The 16,929-nt window shown below is 61.0% G+C and carries 16 protein-coding genes; 11 read left to right on the top strand and 5 right to left on the bottom strand.

The annotated features are described in order from the left end of the window. Positions 1–110: 110 nt before the first annotated feature. Together GPL81_RS31080 and GPL81_RS13315 are read right to left on the bottom strand one after the other, a co-directional pair. Positions 111–278: a hypothetical protein gene (locus GPL81_RS31080; RefSeq protein WP_178122587.1), complete on the bottom strand. Its 168-nt coding sequence runs from the start codon at positions 276–278 to the stop codon at positions 111–113. A gap of 110 nt (positions 279–388) precedes the next feature. Then, positions 389–622 carry a DUF465 domain-containing protein gene (locus tag GPL81_RS13315; protein ID WP_096511987.1) on the bottom strand — a complete coding sequence of 78 codons (234 nt, stop codon included), beginning with the start codon at positions 620–622 and terminating at the stop codon, positions 389–391. A 208-nt stretch (positions 623–830) separates the two neighbouring features. Between GPL81_RS13315 and GPL81_RS13320 the strand changes: the two genes are divergently transcribed. From GPL81_RS13320 to GPL81_RS13350, 7 genes are all read left to right on the top strand, one after another. Continuing rightward, positions 831–1,352 carry a DUF4142 domain-containing protein gene (locus tag GPL81_RS13320; RefSeq protein ID WP_160107084.1) on the top strand — a complete coding sequence of 174 codons (522 nt, stop codon included), beginning with the start codon at positions 831–833 and terminating at the stop codon, positions 1,350–1,352. A 217-nt stretch (positions 1,353–1,569) separates the two neighbouring features. After that, complete coding sequence (locus GPL81_RS13325) at positions 1,570–2,421, top strand: STAS domain-containing protein (RefSeq protein WP_160107085.1); 852 nt, start codon at positions 1,570–1,572, stop codon at positions 2,419–2,421. A 4-nt stretch (positions 2,422–2,425) separates the two neighbouring features. Continuing rightward, positions 2,426–2,788, top strand: a complete 363-nt coding sequence (locus tag GPL81_RS13330) for an STAS domain-containing protein (protein ID WP_160107086.1) — start codon at positions 2,426–2,428, stop codon at positions 2,786–2,788. Next, positions 2,785–3,189: an anti-sigma regulatory factor gene (locus tag GPL81_RS13335; protein WP_096511991.1), complete on the top strand. Its 405-nt coding sequence runs from the start codon at positions 2,785–2,787 to the stop codon at positions 3,187–3,189. The genes GPL81_RS13330 and GPL81_RS13335 overlap by 4 nt, the downstream gene beginning before the upstream one ends. Then, positions 3,186–4,196, top strand: a complete 1,011-nt coding sequence (locus GPL81_RS13340; RefSeq protein ID WP_160107168.1) for an ATP-binding protein — start codon at positions 3,186–3,188, stop codon at positions 4,194–4,196. The genes GPL81_RS13335 and GPL81_RS13340 overlap by 4 nt, the downstream gene beginning before the upstream one ends. After that, on the top strand, positions 4,189–5,064 hold the full coding sequence (locus tag GPL81_RS13345) for a sensor histidine kinase (RefSeq protein ID WP_160107087.1): 876 nt from the start codon (positions 4,189–4,191) through the stop codon (positions 5,062–5,064). Before GPL81_RS13340 ends, GPL81_RS13345 begins: the two co-directional genes overlap by 8 nt. Next, positions 5,054–6,997, top strand: coding sequence for a response regulator (locus GPL81_RS13350; RefSeq protein ID WP_160107088.1), 1,944 nt, complete (start codon positions 5,054–5,056; stop codon positions 6,995–6,997). Before GPL81_RS13345 ends, GPL81_RS13350 begins: the two co-directional genes overlap by 11 nt. 124 nt (positions 6,998–7,121) lie before the next feature. Here the strand turns inward: GPL81_RS13350 and GPL81_RS13355 are convergent, their stop codons facing one another. The 3 genes from GPL81_RS13355 to GPL81_RS13365 all read right to left on the bottom strand — a co-directional run bounded on the left by GPL81_RS13355 (position 7,122) and on the right by GPL81_RS13365 (position 12,900). Continuing rightward, on the bottom strand, positions 7,122–9,755 hold the full coding sequence (locus GPL81_RS13355) for an excinuclease ABC subunit UvrA (RefSeq protein WP_160107089.1): 2,634 nt from the start codon (positions 9,753–9,755) through the stop codon (positions 7,122–7,124). A gap of 126 nt (positions 9,756–9,881) precedes the next feature. Continuing rightward, positions 9,882–11,945: a hybrid sensor histidine kinase/response regulator gene (locus GPL81_RS13360; RefSeq protein ID WP_160107169.1), complete on the bottom strand. Its 2,064-nt coding sequence runs from the start codon at positions 11,943–11,945 to the stop codon at positions 9,882–9,884. Between the two features lie 265 nt (positions 11,946–12,210). Further along, positions 12,211–12,900 (bottom strand): GntR family transcriptional regulator, encoded by a 690-nt coding sequence (locus GPL81_RS13365; protein WP_160107090.1) that lies wholly within the window; start codon positions 12,898–12,900, stop codon positions 12,211–12,213. Between the two features lie 139 nt (positions 12,901–13,039). On the opposite strand from GPL81_RS13365, the gene GPL81_RS13370 reads away from it, so the two are divergent. The 4 genes from GPL81_RS13370 to GPL81_RS13385 are packed head-to-tail and all read left to right on the top strand — an operon-like array spanning position 13,040 to position 16,898. After that, positions 13,040–14,122, top strand: coding sequence for an ABC transporter ATP-binding protein (locus tag GPL81_RS13370; protein ID WP_160107091.1), 1,083 nt, complete (start codon positions 13,040–13,042; stop codon positions 14,120–14,122). 1 nt (position 14,123) lies between these two features. Continuing rightward, on the top strand, positions 14,124–15,041 hold the full coding sequence (locus GPL81_RS13375; RefSeq protein WP_160107092.1) for an ABC transporter permease: 918 nt from the start codon (positions 14,124–14,126) through the stop codon (positions 15,039–15,041). Continuing rightward, on the top strand, positions 15,038–15,826 hold the full coding sequence (locus tag GPL81_RS13380; RefSeq protein ID WP_096511999.1) for an ABC transporter permease: 789 nt from the start codon (positions 15,038–15,040) through the stop codon (positions 15,824–15,826). Before GPL81_RS13375 ends, GPL81_RS13380 begins: the two co-directional genes overlap by 4 nt. Positions 15,827–15,845: 19 nt before the next feature. Further along, positions 15,846–16,898 (top strand): extracellular solute-binding protein, encoded by a 1,053-nt coding sequence (locus GPL81_RS13385; protein ID WP_096512000.1) that lies wholly within the window; start codon positions 15,846–15,848, stop codon positions 16,896–16,898. The last annotated feature ends 31 nt before the right edge of the window (positions 16,899–16,929 follow it).

Genomic DNA, 16,929 nt, shown 5'->3' on the forward strand with positions numbered 1-16,929 from the left:
TACAAGCTCGCGACCCGCTTCCCTGTAGGAGCAAAGCTTGCTCGCGAAGGCGTCGTGTCAGGCGACATCAATGTTGAATGCCAGTGCGCCTTCGCGAGCAAGCTTTGCTCCTACAGGGGATCGTCGTCACATACCCGCTCCGGATCGTTGTCCGGCAACTCGTCGATACCCGGTTCTTCTTCGGGATGGACGGCTGTGCGTCCTGGACTCAAGGGTTCGGGATGGCTAGGGATCGGGTCGAAACCGCCCTGTTCTTCGCTGGGATATTTCTGCTTCATGGGGCACCTCGTATCGAGCCCGATGTTCGGACTCTGAACATTCGAGGTGCCGGTTTTTTTCGCCGTTCCAATTATTCAGTCACCGGTCGTCGGTGACTCATTACCCTGAATCAGGACGACGACTGGAGTTGTCTGACGATCTTGTCCTTGACCTCCAAGCGCTTCGCCTTGAGCTTCGTCACCGCGTCATCGCTGGATTTGGCTTCCTCCGCCTTCACCACTTCGGCATCCGCCTGGGAATACTTGTTGATCAGTGAATCCAGTAACGGATCCTTGGAGCGTTTCTGCTGGATTTCTTCCTTTGTGCAACTCAGATCCAGAAAAAGGTTATGGGGCACCGGCATGGAACACCTCCGTTTGATAATCGGCAGCAAACGCGACTGATTGCGTTCACCAACTATCAGAATGGCCTCGGTTGGCCGGTTGTGTCGACCATCTGTCCGACCGGCGGTGCCCGTTCGTCGCCCTGTCTCAAAAACGATAAAACCTTTGCCCGGGCGCCAGCCTCCACAGGTTAACCATTACCTCGATCACCCGTGTGGAGAAGCACTTATGGACGGATTCGACTTACGCCATCTCGTTCTGGCCGTTGCCTTGAGCAGCAGCATGGGTACGGCATTCGCGGCGACTTCCAATGACTTTGTCGACAAGGCAGCCGCCGGCGGCATCGCCGAAATCGAAGCCAGCCGCCTGGCCCTCGAAAAGAGCCAGTCAGCGGACGTCAAGGCCTTCGCCAACATGATGATTACCGATCATGGCAAGGCCAACGATGAACTGGCCACCATCGCGAAAAAGCATGACATCAAAGTGCCGGACAGCACGACGCTGGTGAAGCAGGCCAAGGAAAAAATCCTCGACATGCGGGACGAGTCGTTCGATGCAGCGTATGCCAATAACCAGGTCAAGGCCCATGAAGAAGCCTTGGACTTGTTCAAGAAAGAAGCCAACACGGTGACGGATGACAGGACCAAAGGCGCTACGGAGCTGAAAGGCTTTGCACAGAAAATGTTGCCGGGGCTGGAAAAACACCTCGATATGGCAAAAAAACTCCAGGCCGCTCATCCGGGCAAATAGCAGGACTGCAAAACCGGAAGCCGCATCCTGGATGCGGCTTTTTGTTGACTGATTTGCAACGAAAAAACCGCTGCCACTGCGGGTGCCGGCTACAGTCCATAGGCAGCGGATGAAAACGTCTGTCTAAAACGAACAACTATTTCATCCGTCAAATGTCACTGACTTGCGCCGGTTACTTTTTGGGGAATCGGTGCCTACCTTCCAGGAGTCAAAAATCATGGCGGCACTGCAATCCAGCACGCTCGATGCGATGAAAAAAAACCAGACGCAATTGCTTGCCGAATGGACAACGGGCCTCGAAGCCAGTGGCGCCACGCGTAATCTCAAGGAACAGGACCTGCAACAGCAGACCTCGGAATTCCTGCATCTGGTGCTCACCGGACTGCAGAACGGCCACGGCCAGAACATCGCGACACCTGGCTGGGACGAGATTCGCCAGTTCCTGGACAAGCTTTCCCACAGCCGTGCCCTGCTCGGCCAGGACTCGCAGCAGACCGCCAGTTTCATCTTTTCGCTCAAGGGCCCGGTGTTTGCACTGCTACAGAACCACTACCAGGACAGCCCCGCCTTGCTCGCCGAACAGCTCTGGGAAATTTCCGAGCTGCTCGATGCCTTGGGCCTGCACACCATTCGCACCTTCCAGAAATCCCGCGAGGCTGTGATCAAGCGTCAACAGGAGGAGTTGCTGGAACTGTCGACCCCGGTGGTCAAGCTCTGGGATGGCGTTCTGGCGCTGCCGATGATCGGCACCCTCGATTCGCAACGTACCCAGGTGGTGATGGAATCGCTGTTGCAGCGGATCGTCGACACCGGTTCCGAGATCGCCATCATCGACATCACCGGCGTGCCGACCGTCGATACCCTGGTGGCGCAGCACCTGCTCAAGACCGTGACCGCGATTCGCCTGATGGGCGCTGATTGCATCATCAGCGGCGTGCGTCCGCAGATCGCCCAGACCATCGTGCACCTGGGGCTGGACCTGCAAGGCGTGGTGACCAAGGCCAATCTGGCCGATGCCCTGAAGCTGGCCCTGACCCGGCTGGGAATGACCATCAGCAAGGCGGACTGAGCCCATGGAGCGCATTCCGATATTGCAAATGGGCGACTTCCTGCTGGTGACGATCCAGGTCGACATGCATGACCAGTTGGCCCTGACCCTTCAGGACGATCTGTCTGAACGTATCAGCAAGACCACCGCCCGTGGTGTGTTGATCGATATTTCCGCGCTGGACATGGTGGACTCCTTCATTGGCCGGATGATCGGAACCATTTCCGGCCTGTCGAAAATCATGGATGCCCGGACCGTGCTGGTCGGCATGCAGCCCGCGGTGGCGATCACCCTGGTGGAGCTGGGCCTGACCCTGCCCGGGGTCAGTACCGCGCTGAACGTCGAGCGCGGGATGAAACTGCTTCAGGATCGAGTACATGAGCAATGAACACGCGCAGCAGCGGCACTCATCCGATCCATATCGAGCAGGATGTCGTCCTGGCGCGGCAACTGGCACGCAAGCTCGCGCAAGAGTGTGGCATGCGCTTGATCGACCTGACCAAACTGGTCACAGCCGTCAGCGAACTGGCGCGCAACACCATGGTGTATGGCGGTGGCGGCGACATGGACTGGCAAATCCTCGACGAAAACCCGCGTACCGGCTTGCGCCTCACGTTCCGTGACGAAGGGCCGGGTATCGCCGACATCAAACTGGCGATGACCGACGGCTGGACCTCGGGCGCCGGACTGGGGCTGGGCCTGACGGGGGCCAAGCGCCTGGTGGACGAATTCGAAATCGACACCGCGCCGGGCCGGGGCACTCGTGTGACGATCACCCGATGGACATGAACATCGTCGGTACGATGACGCAGGTACTGGTGGTCGAAGACATCAGCCAGGTCGGTCACGCCCGGCGCACCGCGCAGCAACTCGCGGAAAAATGCGGTTTCGACAGTAACGATGCCGGGCGCGTGGCGCTGGTGGCGACCGAGCTTGCCAGCAATATTCTCAAACACGCCAACCGTGGCGAACTGCACCTGAGGGCCTTGCCCCGCGCGACTGGCATCGGCATCGAAATCCTCGCGATCGACCGCGCCCAGGGATTTGATTTACAGGCGTGCCTGACCGATGGCTTTTCCACCGGTGGTACCCAGGGCATCGGACTGGGGGCCGTATCGCGCCAGGCAGAGGTGTTCGACGTTTATGCCGATTCACGGGGTGCCGTGCTGCTCACGCGGTTGTACCCGCGCCAGGACAAGGCCCCTGACCGGCGCATCGGCATCAGCCAGCATTCGCTGCACAATGACCCGGCCTGCGGCGATGTCTGGCACCTGGCATTCGACGGGCCACGGATCAGTGCGCTGGTGATCGACGGCCTGGGCCATGGCGAAGACGCCGAACGCGCCGCCCGCGCCGGTGAAAAAGCCTTCGCGCAACTGCCGTTTGCCTCGCCGCTGGTGGCGCTGGAGGACATTCATCTGGCCATGACCGCCACCCGTGGCGGGGCGCTGGCCATCGCGCAATTCGACGGCGGCAGCGACACCTTGACATTCGTCGGCATCGGCAATATCGGTGCCTGCCTGGTCGCGGCAGACAAGTCCCGAGGCCTGGCCTCCCATCCGGGTATCGTCGGTGGCCAGTATCGCAGGGCGCAACCCTTTGACTATGCTCAGGTGAACGGACAGCTGTTGATCATGTACAGCGACGGCCTGCAGTCCCGCTGGAACCTGCAGGATTACCCCGGTCTGGTGCACCGCCATCCCGCCGTGATTGCCGCCATTTTGCACCGTGATTTCTGTCGTGGACGGGACGACGTCACGGTGCTGGTCATTGCTCTGGAGGCAGCCCATGCCTGAAGCACCCATGAGTCAGATTGACGAACAAGCGGCGCAGATCGCGCAATTGCAAGGTGAAGCCGATGCCCTGCGCGCCGAGCTGGATGAAACCAACCAGGGCGTGCTGGCGTTGTATGCCGAACTCGACACCCAGGCCGAAGAATTGCGACAGGCCTCGGATCTGAAAAGCCGTTTTCTGTCCTACATGAGCCACGAGTTTCGCACGCCGCTGGGCTCGATCCTGAGTATCGCCAGCCTGTTGAGCGACGAACTTGACGGGCCCTTGAGTCCCGAACAACACAAGCAAGTGGCCTTTGTCAGCAGCTCCGCGCGGGAGCTGAGCGACATGGTCGACGACCTGCTGGACCTGGCGAAGATCGAAGCCGGGCGCATCACCATTTCCCCGGCCTGGTTCGACATGCTCGACCTGTTTGCGGCCCTGCGCGGGATGTTTCGCCCGATTGTCGATGCCACGGCCGTGGACCTGATTTTCGAAGAACCGGTGGGACTGCCGCGGTTGTACACCGACGACAAAAAACTTGCGCAGATCCTGCGCAACTTCATTGCCAATTCGCTGAAGTTCACCACACGCGGGGTAGTCCGGGTCTCGGCGCAGCTGGAAAACAGCTCTCATGTGCGCTTTGCCGTCAGCGACACCGGAATAGGGATCGCTCCCGAGCTGCATGGCGCCTTGTTCGAAGACTTTTCCCAGGTCGACTCACCGCTGCAAAAACGCCTGCGCGGAACCGGGCTCGGACTGTCCCTGTGCAAACGCTTCGCCGGGTTGCTGGGTGGCGAAGTCGGGATGCAAAGCACGCCGGGCACCGGATCGACCTTTCACGTAATCATCCCGCTGGCCATCAACCTGGAGCCTGCCGATGAAACATGACCTGCGGCTGCTCATCGTCGACGACAACGTCGCCACGCGCTACGCCCTGCGCCGGCGCCTGGAGCGTCATGGCTATGAAGTGCTCGAGGCCGGGACCGGCCGCGAGGGCCTGGAATTGATTGATAGCGTCGACCTCGACGCGCTGGTGCTCGATGTCAATCTGCCGGACATGAGTGGTTTCGACATTGTGCGCAAACTGCGCTCCGACCCGGCCACCGCCTTGCTGCCGGTGATTCACGTGTCGGCCGCTTCGATCCAGAGCGGCGACATTATCACCGGCCTCGACGCCGGAGCCGATGCCTACCTGATTCACCCAATAGACCCGGATGTACTGCTGGCGACCCTGCGCACCCTGCTGCGGGTGCGGGATACGGAAAACGCCCTGCGTGAAAGCGAGGCACGCTTTCGCGAGATTTTCGCCAACGTGTCGGCACCCATCGCCGTGCTCGATGCCGGCCTGAACGTTCATGAGTGCAATCACGCATTTTCCCAGCTGATTCAGGACAACCTCGACGCTGGCACTTTGCGCGAGTGCTTTGCCGACGACCAACTCGCGGTCATCGAAGAACTGCGTCTGCGCCTGGCCTATGGCGAACGCTGGAAAGGCACCTTGAGCATGCGCGTCGCGGGTGAAGTTCGCGAAACCGAGTGGCAGATTTCGCCCTATCGCACCCCGCAATTGAGCCTGGTGTTCGTCGAAGACGTCACCGAGCACCGTCACCGCGAACGCTCGCACCTGGCGCGGCTGGACGATGCCACCACACAACTGGCCAAGGAAGTCGCCGAACGCGTGCGCACCGAAGCTCAATTGTTGCAGGTGCAGAAAATGGATGCCCTGGGCAAGCTGACCGGCGGCATTGCCCACGACTTCAACAACTTGCTCACCGGCATCATCACCAGCCTGGAACTGATCCAGAAGCGCGTCGCCGATTCGCGCACCGACAAGGTGGAGTTCTACGCCGAAGCGGCCTTGAACTCGGCCATGAGTGCGGCCGCCCTGACCCATCGACTGCTGGCCTTCGCCCGGCAACAGCCCCTCGATACCCGGCCCGTGGACATCAACGAACACATCCGCTCCCTCGAAGAACTGCTGGTGCGCACCATCGGCGAACGCATCGCCCTGAAGCTTGAGCTCACGAGCAAAGCCGCCATCGCGCTGGTCGACCCGATCCAGCTGGAAAGTGCCGTGCTCAATCTGGTCATCAATGCGCGCGATGCCCTGCCCCAAGGCGGCAATATCTGGGTCAACACCTATGCCGCGTACTCCCATGGCGATCCCAACCTGGCCGATGGCGCCTATGTCGCGTTGTCGGTGCGCGATGACGGCACCGGGATCGAGCACAGCGTGATCGACAAGGTATTCGACCCGTTCTTCACCACCAAGCCCCTGGGCCAGGGCACCGGGCTCGGTTTGTCGACCATCTACGGTTTTGCCCGGCAGTCCGGGGGCGATGCCCACATTCGCAGCGTAGCGCGGCGCGGCACCGAAGTGACCATCATGCTGCCAGCCAGCTCCGACCCCACGGCCAGCGAAGTCACACCTTCCACCGTCGATCCTCAAGGGGCCGGCGAGCATGTGCTGATCGTCGAGGACACACCGTCGGTGCGCATGTTCGTGGCCGAAGTGCTGGTGGACGCCGGTTACCGCTGCACCCAGGTCGGCGAAATTGAAACCGCGCTGGAACGCCTGCAGAACGATGAATCCATCGATCTGCTGCTGACCGATGTCGGCCTGCCACGCATGAGCGGCCGCGAGTTGGCCGACATTGCCCGAGGCTGGCGCGAGAAGTTGCCAATCCTGTTCATGACCGGCTACGCCGAGACCGCGATCAATCGTCAGGTATTTCTTGGCGAAGGCATGGAAATGCTGATCAAGCCGTTCCAGATCAATGAATTGCTGGACAAGGTAAGGCGCACCCTCGACGGCGCCTGACACAAAACCTGTGGAAGCAAAACCTGTGGGAGCAAGGCTTGCCCGCGATTGAGACGACGCGGTTCGTCAGGGATACCTCGTCATCGTTCATCGCGGGCAAGCCTTGCTCCCACAGGTTTGCGGATCATTCCCCGAGGACTTTCGCAAGGAAGGGCGCCGTCCTGCTTTTCTTGCTCTTCGCTACTTTCTGCGGCGTCCCGGCAACCACGATTTTCCCACCCTGATCCCCCGCCCCTGGCCCGATATCGATCACCCAGTCGCTCTGCGCCACCACACGCATTTCATGTTCGACCACGATTACCGTGTGCCCCGCCGTCACCAGGTTGTTCAACTGCTCCAACAGACGGTCAACGTCTTGAGGGTGCAGCCCGGTGGTGGGTTCGTCGAGCACGTACAGCGTCGCCCCGCGCTGGTTGCGCTGCAGCTCCGTGGCCAGCTTGATGCGCTGGGCCTCGCCGCCGGACAACTCCGTTGCCGGTTGACCAAGGCGCAGATAACCCAGGCCAATATCACGCAGCACCTCCAGCGAGCGGCGCACGACGGCTTGTTCGGCGAACACCTCCACCGCTTGATCCACCGTCAGTTGCAGCACCTGGGCGATGTTGCGGCCCTGCCAGGTGATCGCCAGCGTTTGCGGGTTGTAACGAGCGCCATGGCAGGTCGGGCATGGTGCATAGACACTGGGCATGAACAGTAACTCGACACTGACAAAGCCCTCGCCTTCGCAGGTCGGGCAACGGCCCTTGGCGACGTTGAAGGAAAACTGTCCGGCGTCGTAACCCGCCGCCTGGGCTTCAGGCGTGGCGGCGTAGAGCTTGCGCACGTTGTCGAACAACCCGGTGTAGGTTGCCAGATTGGAGCGCGGGGTGCGGCCGATGGGTTTCTGGTCGACCTGCACCAGACGCTTGATCGACGCCAGTCCCGCCGTAACCTGGCCACCGCTGGTTTGTGGCGCATCGTCTTCCAGGCTCGGCTCTTGCGAGTCGCCGTCAGTGGCCGGGCGACCGAGGTGCGCGCCGACCAGCTCCAGCAAGGCCTGGCTGACCAGGCTCGATTTGCCTGAACCCGAAACGCCGGTGACCGCGGTAAAACAGCCCAGCGGAAACTCGACATCGAGATTGCTCAGGTTATTGCGGGTGATGCCTTGCAGGCGCAGCCAATCCCTTGGCTTGCGCAAGGGTTGCGACTTGGCGATGTGCTCGGCGAACAAATAGGCCCGGGTCTGTGAATCAGCCACATCGGCCAGTCCCGCCGGCGCACCGCTGTATAGCACCCGACCGCCATGCTCGCCCGCCGCCGGACCGACATCGATCAACCAGTCGGCGCGGCGCATGGTTTCCAGGTCGTGCTCGACCACAAACAGGGTGTTGCCGGCGGTTTTCAAGCGTTGCAGGGCTTCGAACAGCGCCTCGCCATCTGCCGGGTGCAAGCCCGCCGAGGGCTCGTCCAGTACATAAATCACCCCGAACAACTGCGAACCCAACTGCGTCGCCAGGCGCAAGCGCTGCAACTCGCCGGACGACAGCGTCGGCGTACTGCGCTCCAGGGCCAGGTAACCAAGGCCCAGGTCAGTCAGGGTGCTGACCCGCTCCAGCAGGTCCTGGGCGATCCGTTGCGCGGCCAGGCGTTTTTCCACCGACAGGTTCGGCGTGTGGCGCACATCCGGCGCATTCGCATGGCCACTGGCGCCGTGGGCTACACGCTGTTCGCGAGCCTCGCGAGTCTGGCTGTGGGTCAATACCTCGCCCGCCTCTTCGCCCTCCTGCAAATAATGCTCGGCCGCCACCGGCTTGAGGACTTCGGCCACTTGCAGCAACGGCATCTGCGACAATTCGCCGATGTCGTAACCGGCGAAGGTCACTGACAACGCCTCACGCTTGAGGCGTTTGCCATCACACAACGGACAAGGGCTGCCGAGCATGAACTGCGAGACGCGCTTCTTCATCAGCGCACTTTGCGAGTGGGTGAAGGTGTGCAGGATGTAGCGCCGCGCGCCGGTGAAGGTGCCCTGGTAACTGGGTTCCATCTTGCGTTTGAGGGCGACCCGGGTTTCTTCCGGGGTGAGCCCGGCATACACCGGCACCGTCGGGGTTTCTTCGGTGAAGAGAATCCAGTCGCGCTGTTTTTTCGGCAGGTCGCGCCAGGGGATATCGACGTCGTAGCCCATTGTCACCAGGATGTCCCGCAGGTTCTGGCCCTGCCAGGCCAGCGGCCAGGAAGCGACCGCACGCTGGCGAATGGTCAGGCTCGGGTCCGGCACCATCAATGCTTCGGTGACTTCATACACCCGGCCCAGGCCGTGGCATTCGGTGCACGCACCCTGGGGCGTGTTCGGTGAAAAGTCTTCGGCGTACAGCATCGGCTGCCCCGCCGGGTAACTGCCGGCGCGGGAGTACAACATGCGGATCAGGCTCGACAACGTCGTTACGCTGCCCACTGAAGAACGTGTGCTCGGCGTGCCACGCTGTTGCTGCAAGGCCACCGCCGGCGGCAAGCCTTCGATGGAATCGACATCCGGCACGCCGACCTGATCGATCAGGCGTCGCGCATAAGGCGCCACGGATTCGAAATAGCGGCGCTGCGCCTCGGCGTAGAGCGTTGAAAACGCCAGGGACGACTTCCCGGAACCGGACACCCCGGTGAACACCACCAGGGCATCGCGGGGGATATCGACATCGATGTTCTTGAGGTTGTGTTCCCGGGCGCCGCGCACCCTGACCATGCCTGAGGGAGGGTTAAGGGAGCGCGTTGAAGTCATGAGCGGCCTTTAATGGAAGGTTCAAAGGAGTAACGCGAACCTGTAGGAGCAAAGCTTGCTCGCGATAGCGTACTGCCTGACACACCGCTATCGCGAGCAAGCTTTGCTCCTACAGGTTTGGTGTGTTTAAGCATTGAGGACTATGCGGATCATTTGGGTCAACGCTTGCGGGCTATACGGCTTGCTCAGCAAATGGGTGTCGGGGCTGAGCTGGTGGTTGCGCGAGATAATGTCACGGGTGTGGCCGGAGGTGAATAGCACGACCAATGGCGGGTTCTGCACTTTTGCCCACGCCGCGAGGTCCGAACTCTTGATCAGGCCGGGCATGACCACATCGGTGAAGATCAGGTCCACCACCTCGCCTTCCAGCAACATCTGCATGGCGGTGTCGGCATTGGCGGCGGTCAGCACCTGATAACCCTCTTCGCGCAGCAGCTCCACGGTCGAGGTGCGCACCGCTTCATTGTCCTCGACCACCAGAATCCGTTCGTGTCCGCCCCGTGGCTGCACGTCCGGAACCGTTGTTTCACTGTCCACCGGCCGCAGGCTGCGCGGGAAGTACAGCTGAACCCGGGTGCCCTCCCCGACGACGCTGGCGATCTCGATATGCCCGCCGCTCTGTTTGACGAAACCGAACACCATGCTCAGGCCCAGCCCCGTACCCTGGCCGTCGGGCTTGGTGGTGAAAAATGGTTCGAAGGCCTGGTCGAGCACCTGCGGCGGCATGCCAGTACCGGTGTCAGCCACGGTCACGCACACGTAGTCGCCGGCGACGATGCCCCTACCCGCGCAGAACGCAGGCTCGAGGGTGATGTTTTCGGCGTTGAGCTCGATGGTTCCCTCGCCGCTCATCGCATCACGGGCATTGATCGCCAGATTGAGGATGGTGTTTTCCAGTTGATTGCGATCGACGAATACCGGCCAGGGGTCCGCCACGGCGCTCATCTGGATCTGGATGGTTTCCCCCAGTGCGCGCTGCAACAGTTCGCCAAGACCGTCGAAAATCTGCTGCGGCGTGCAAATCGCCGGGGACAACGGCTGGCGCCGCGCGAAGGCGAGCAATTGCGAAGACAGTTTGGCGCCGCGCTCGACGGCGGCAATCGACGCTGTTACCCGCCGTTGCACGTTGGCATTGTCCGGCTCATGGCGCGCGAGCAAGTGCAGGTTGCCGGCGATGACCTGCAACAGGTTATTGAAGTCGTGGGCCACGCCACCGGTCAGGCCGCCGATGGCTTCGAGCTTCTGTGACTGACGCAGTTGCTCTTCCGCCGCCAGCCGCGCTTCCACTTCGTCCGCCACGCGCTGCTCCAGATTTCGGGTGAACTTGAGCAGGGAATCTTCGGCGGCCTTGCGCTCATGGATGTCGATCAACACCCCGGGAAAGCGAAACGGTTCGCCCAGCTCATTGAACTCGCAGCAACCACTGGCGAGCACCCACAGGTAACTGCCATCCGGGCGCAATACCCGGTATTCGGCGTTATAGGGCACAGCCGTTTCCATGGATTGTTTGATCTGCTCCTGAACCCAGCTGCGATCATCGGGATGGATGTGCGCTTCGGCGATGTCCTGGGGCAAGTTGTCCAGGTTCTGCCCGGCGGGATAGGAAAACGTGCGGGCGAAGCGCTCATCGCCGCTCAGTACATTGGCCTTGATGTCCCAGACGAACGAGCCGAGCAAGGCCCCGGCATTCAATGCCAGGCGCACCCGTTCGTTGTCGGCGCGATAAGCATTTTCGGCAGCCTGGCGCAGGCGTTCGGAAATTACGAATTCAGTGGTTTCGACCACCATCGCCATGACCCCGGCCGGACAGCCGTCATCATTGGCGACAGGGCTGTAATACAGATCCAGCCAGACGTCTTCAGGCACCCCGTCGCGTAACAGCACCAGCACTTTATTGCGATAGGACAAGGTGCCGCCGGCCAGGCAGGTATCGACCACATGCCGGTTGAAATCGGCGACTTCCGGCCAGCCCAGTTCCACCGGTGAACCCAACAGATAGGGATGGCGCCCGCCGGCGAACTTCGAATAGGCGTCGTTATAGATCATGTAGCCTGGCCGGCCCCAGAGCATCACCATCGGCAGCGGTGAAGCGAGCATCAACTGCACCGTGCTGTTCAGGCTCCTGGGCCAGGTGTCGATGGCACCCAGTTCGGTACGGCTCCAGTCGAACGCACGAATACGCCCGGCCATTTCGCCGCACCAGCCGGCACACCCGTGGCTATCGTCTAGAAACTGCATTGGCTGGCTCTATATCTGCACCCGTTTGTTTCGAGCATCGCGGATGCCAATGGTTTCATAGAGGTATAGCTGATTCTCGTGGGGCAACCAGAGATCCCTGTGGGAGCGGGCTTGCCCGCGATAGCGGTGTAACAGCCGATAAAGATGTTGACTGTCAGGCCCTCATCGCGGGCAAGCCCGCTTCCACAGGTTGTAGTTTTGGATTCAGGATTGGTGGCTACACCTCTATCAAATGCTTGAGCGGGTTGTAGCTGGTTTTCAAGGTGGCGGCCACGTCGAGAATCGCTTTCTCAATGCCATTCAAGTGCATGCAGGTCAACTCGATCGCCGCACTCTGGTTACCCGCCTCGATGTACTCGATCAAGCGCAAATGCTCGTCGTCGCGACAGGCTTCGTGGCTGTCGTCATCCAGCGCGGCAGCATATAGCGAGGCGCGGGAAATCAGCTTCTGGAACCAGTCGAGCAACACCGGATTGTTCAGGCTGCGGGCGAGTTTGATGTGGAACTCGCCGAGCAGATGAATCAGTCGCTCATGGTCGCCGCTCTGGTGCGCTTCGTCCTCCAGCAATAAATGATCGCGCAGATCCCGGGTGACGGCGGTGTCGCGACGCCGGCACAACTCGCTGACGATGCCGATCTCGACCAGGCGCCGGGTTTCGAACAGCGAACGGATTTCTTCGTCACTGGGCAACGACACCGACGCCCCTTTATTGGGCTCGGTGGTGACCAGGCCATCGGCTTCCAACTGTTTGAGGGCGGCACGAACCGACGTGCGGCTGACATTGAAAAGTTCAGCCAGCGAAGCCTCACCGAGTTTCATGCCGGGCCGCAGGGTGCGCTTGCTGATCGCTTCGTAAACCCCTTGGTAGACGCGATCGACCGTTGTTTCCAATTTCTTTTCCGCCATTCGAAGACTCCTTCAGCGCTATGCGACCGACTCAAGGCGAATGAACAGCCTTGAAAAGGGGGTTGCAAGAGCAGGTTAATCCGGGTATTTCTAAATTGCATCCAGATTTTGCATACAATAATTAGAGGAATGCACCATTATGGGTCATCCAGTTGCAATCGAAGTGCGTAACGTCTCCAAGCGGTATTCCGACGATCCAGGACTGGCTCCAGCCCTGGACAACGTCTCGGTCGACATTGCCGACAACGAGTTCTTCACCCTGCTCGGCCCCTCCGGCTGTGGCAAAACCACCCTGCTGCGCACCATCGCCGGCTTCGAGCATGTCAGCGACGGTGAAATCCGCCTGGCCGGCGAGCCGGTCAACGACCTGCCGCCCTTCAAGCGCCGGGTCAACACGGTGTTCCAGAGTTACGCGCTGTTTCCGCACATGAGTGTTGCGCAGAATATCGCCTTCGGCCTCGAGATGCAGGGTCTTGATCGCAAGCAGATCCCGCAGCGGGTCGATGAAATGCTGGCGCTGGTGCAGATGCAGCACCTGGCCAAGCGCAAACCGGCGGAACTGTCCGGTGGCCAGCAGCAACGGGTGGCTCTGGCGCGGGCCCTGGCGCCAAAACCGAAAGTACTGTTGCTCGACGAACCGCTGTCGGCGCTGGACCTCAAGTTGCGCAAGGAAATGCAGGTCGAACTCAAGCGCGTGCAGAAAGAAGCCGGGATCACCTTCATTTTCGTCACCCACGATCAGGAAGAAGCCCTGACCCTGTCCGATCGCATTGCCGTGATGTCCGCCGGCAAGATCCTGCAGATCGGTACCCCCAACGACATCTACGAACGGCCGCAGCACCAGTTTGTCGCCCAGTTCATCGGTGACATCAACTTCCTGCCCGGCCACCTCAAGCGCGGCCAGCACAACGAGAACCTGTTCGTACCCAGCGGCATGCCGGTGGAAATCCCTTGCCCGCCCCAAGGCATCGACGGCAAGGTGCAACTGGCCTTCCGCCCGGAGCGTTCGCAACTGGTGGACCCGGCGCAACCGCATCACCTGCGCGGGGTGATCGAAGCCGTGCTGTACGTCGGCACCGCGACGCTTTACCAGTGCCGCCTGAACAACGACATCAAGGTCATGCTGCGCGAGAACAACGAAGGCCTGAACCGCAACCGCGGGGTCGGCGATCGCGTGGCGGTCAACCTGCCGCCCCACGCCTGCCTGCTGATGGAGGCCTGAGATGAGCGTCAGCAGCACTTCTCCCGCCCTCAACCGCGCGCTGTTGCTCAGCCCGGTGGTATTGACCCTGCTGGCCCTGATCGCCATTCCGCTGGGCATCATGGGCTACATCAGCCTGTTGCCGCGCAACGTCTATGGCGGCGTCGACTGGCAGGCCAACTGGCAATTGCAAAGCTATGTGCAGCTGTTTTTCCAGGAAGGCTTCGACGGTGAGCTTGAGCTCAATTGGGTCTACGCCCAGGCGCTGATCCGCTCGGTGTTCCAGGCCGGCGGCACCACAGTGTTGTGTTTCCTGTTCGGCTTTCCGGTGGCGCTGTGGATGTCGAGTCTGACACCGCGCCGGCGCAACCTGATGGTGTTGCTGATCACCATCCCGTTCTGGACCAACCTGCTGATCCGCAACTACGCCTGGCTGATCATCCTGCGCGAACAGGGCTGGGTCGCCCAGAGCCTCAACGCGCTGTTCCCCAGCGTCGGCGGCATCACCCTGCTCTATAACGACTTCGCGGTCAGCGTCGGGCTGGTCTACAGCTTTCTGCCGTTCATGATTTTGCCGATCTATTCAACCCTGGAAAAACTCGACTGGCGCTTGGTGGAAGCCGCCTATGACCTGGGCGCCAATCGCTGGCACGCCTTGCGGCGGATCATCCTGCCGTTGTCGATGCCGGGGGTGATTGCCGGCTCGCTGCTGGTGTTCGTGCCGAGCCTCGGTGCGTTCATCACCCCGGCGATTCTCGGCGGTGGCAAGACCCTGATGATCGGCAACCTGATCCAGCAACAGTTCGGCACCGCGCGCAACTGGCCGCTGGGCAGTTCACTGTCGTTCCTGCTGCTGGGCATCATGTTGCTGTCCCTGGTGCTGTACGCCCTCTATAGCCGCAATGCCGCCAAGACCCTGCGTCGGGGAGCCCAAGCATGATCGCCCTGCACCTGAAAAAACTGCCCCTGACCCGTGAAGTCAGTCTGTTGATGCTGGCCTATCTGTACCTGCCGATTTTTGTGCTGATCGCCTACAGCTTCAACGCCAACCGCTCGGCGACGGTATGGACCGAGTTTTCGCTCGATTGGTATGGGCGGATTCTGGCCAACCCTTCAATTCAGACCGCGGCGCTGAACTCGATCATCGTCGCCAGTATTGCCACGGTTTGCGCTACAGCGATTGCGCTGCTGGCGGCGCTGGCGACCTACCGGCCGTTCTACGGGCAGAAGATGGTCGAGGGCGGGATCAACCTGCCGCTGATCCTGCCGGAGATCGTCACCGCCGTCGCCACCCTGCTGCTGTTCATGGCGTTGGGCATCAAGCTCGGTTTGCTGACGGTGATCGTTGCGCACGTCGGCTTCTGCATTCCTTTTGCCTACCTGCCGATCCGCGCGCGGCTCAATGACCTGGACAAAAGCCTGCTGGAAGCGGCGAACGATCTGTATGCCAATCCGTGGCAGGTGTTCCGCCGGGTGACGCTGCCGCTGCTGTGGCCGGCGGTGCTGTCCGGTTCGGTGCTGGCATTCGTGGTCAGCCTCGACGATTTCATCATGACGTTCTTCGTGGCCGGTCCCGGTTCCACGACCTTGCCGGTGTACATCTTCTCGGCGATCAAGGCCGGCGTGACGCCGGAGATCAACGCGATCTCGACCCTGATGCTGGTGATTTCCATTGTGCTGGTGGTGCTGGCCTTCTGGCTGGGACAGCGCGGCAAAAACCAATAAACCCTGGAGCGCTTCAAACATGAAAACAAAAAGTCTGCGTTTCGCCGTTGCCAGCCTGGCCCTGAGTTGCTTCACCGCCTTCAGTGCCCAGGCCGCCGAGCCCAAGGAACTGTTCTTCTACAACTGGACCGACTACTACCCGGTGGACCTGCTGGCCAAGTTCGAAAAGGAGACCGGGATCAAGGTCACCATGGACGGCTACGACAGCAACGAAACCCTGCTGGCCAAGTTGCAGGCCGGTGGCGCCGCCTATGACGTGATCGTGCCGTCGCAGTCGATCATGCGCACGTTGATCAACCAGAACCTGCTGCTGGAAATCGACACACCGACCCTGCCCAACTTCCAGTACGTGAAACCGGCGTTCCGCGACCCGAGCTTCGACCCCGGCCGCAAGTTCTCGGCGCCGTACCTGTGGGGCACCACCGGGTTCTCCTATGACAGTGCCCGGGTACCCGGCGGCAAACTGGATGACTCGTGGAAAGAATTCTTCGAGCCGCGCAAGGAATTGCAAGGCCAGCTCGCTGCCCTCGACACCTCCAGCAGCGTGATCAATGCCGCCAGCCACTACCTGAATGTCGACGAATGCAGCGAAAACCCGCAGGACGCCAAGCGCATCCTCGAACTGCTGCAAAAACAGAAACCGTTCCTGAAGATGTACAGCTCGGACAACACCGTCGACCGCATGGCCTCCGGTGAAGTGATCATGATGCAGAACTGGAACGGCTCCACCGCCCGGGCCACCTTGCAGAAGAGCACCATCAAGTACGTGTACCCGAAAGAAGGCCTGGCGATGTTCCAGGACAACTTCGCCGTACCGAAAAGCGCACCGCACCCCGGCAACGCGAAAATCTTCATCGACTGGATGATGAAACCGGAAAACGCCGCCGCCGTGTCCAACGCCATCGCCTATGCCAACGGCATCCAGAGCGACAAGCTGATCGACGCCAAATGGCGGGTGATGGACGCCATCAACATGCCCGACGAATTCGCCTCGCGCCTGCGCCCTGAAAAGGAATGCAGCAACAAGGCGCGGGAACTGCAGGACCGGATCTGGGCGAAGCTCAAGGGCTGATCCGAAACCGAGTCGCGGCCATCGCGAGCAA

This window comes from Pseudomonas izuensis (assembly GCF_009861505.1).
Lineage (GTDB): Bacteria > Pseudomonadota > Gammaproteobacteria > Pseudomonadales > Pseudomonadaceae > Aquipseudomonas > Aquipseudomonas izuensis.

What these genes read in the sequence shown, in the direction of transcription:
- GPL81_RS13370 (WP_160107091.1), top strand. Translation starts at nt 13,040, where the DNA reads ATGGGTCATCCAGTTGCAATCGAAGTGCGTAACGTCTCCAAGCGGTAT.
- GPL81_RS13380 (WP_096511999.1), top strand. Translation starts at nt 15,038, where the DNA reads ATGATCGCCCTGCACCTGAAAAAACTGCCCCTGACCCGTGAAGTCAGT.
- GPL81_RS31080 (WP_178122587.1), bottom strand. Translation starts at nt 278, where the DNA reads ATGAAGCAGAAATATCCCAGCGAAGAACAGGGCGGTTTCGACCCGATC.
- GPL81_RS13345 (WP_160107087.1), top strand. Translation starts at nt 4,189, where the DNA reads ATGCCTGAAGCACCCATGAGTCAGATTGACGAACAAGCGGCGCAGATC.
- GPL81_RS13340 (WP_160107168.1), top strand. Translation starts at nt 3,186, where the DNA reads ATGAACATCGTCGGTACGATGACGCAGGTACTGGTGGTCGAAGACATC.
- GPL81_RS13315 (WP_096511987.1), bottom strand. Translation starts at nt 622, where the DNA reads ATGCCGGTGCCCCATAACCTTTTTCTGGATCTGAGTTGCACAAAGGAA.
- GPL81_RS13365 (WP_160107090.1), bottom strand. Translation starts at nt 12,900, where the DNA reads ATGGCGGAAAAGAAATTGGAAACAACGGTCGATCGCGTCTACCAAGGG.
- GPL81_RS13355 (WP_160107089.1), bottom strand. Translation starts at nt 9,755, where the DNA reads ATGACTTCAACGCGCTCCCTTAACCCTCCCTCAGGCATGGTCAGGGTG.
- GPL81_RS13320 (WP_160107084.1), top strand. Translation starts at nt 831, where the DNA reads ATGGACGGATTCGACTTACGCCATCTCGTTCTGGCCGTTGCCTTGAGC.
- GPL81_RS13325 (WP_160107085.1), top strand. Translation starts at nt 1,570, where the DNA reads ATGGCGGCACTGCAATCCAGCACGCTCGATGCGATGAAAAAAAACCAG.
- GPL81_RS13385 (WP_096512000.1), top strand. Translation starts at nt 15,846, where the DNA reads ATGAAAACAAAAAGTCTGCGTTTCGCCGTTGCCAGCCTGGCCCTGAGT.
- GPL81_RS13335 (WP_096511991.1), top strand. Translation starts at nt 2,785, where the DNA reads ATGAACACGCGCAGCAGCGGCACTCATCCGATCCATATCGAGCAGGAT.
- GPL81_RS13360 (WP_160107169.1), bottom strand. Translation starts at nt 11,945, where the DNA reads ATGGCCGGGCGTATTCGTGCGTTCGACTGGAGCCGTACCGAACTGGGT.
- GPL81_RS13330 (WP_160107086.1), top strand. Translation starts at nt 2,426, where the DNA reads ATGGAGCGCATTCCGATATTGCAAATGGGCGACTTCCTGCTGGTGACG.
- GPL81_RS13375 (WP_160107092.1), top strand. Translation starts at nt 14,124, where the DNA reads ATGAGCGTCAGCAGCACTTCTCCCGCCCTCAACCGCGCGCTGTTGCTC.
- GPL81_RS13350 (WP_160107088.1), top strand. Translation starts at nt 5,054, where the DNA reads ATGAAACATGACCTGCGGCTGCTCATCGTCGACGACAACGTCGCCACG.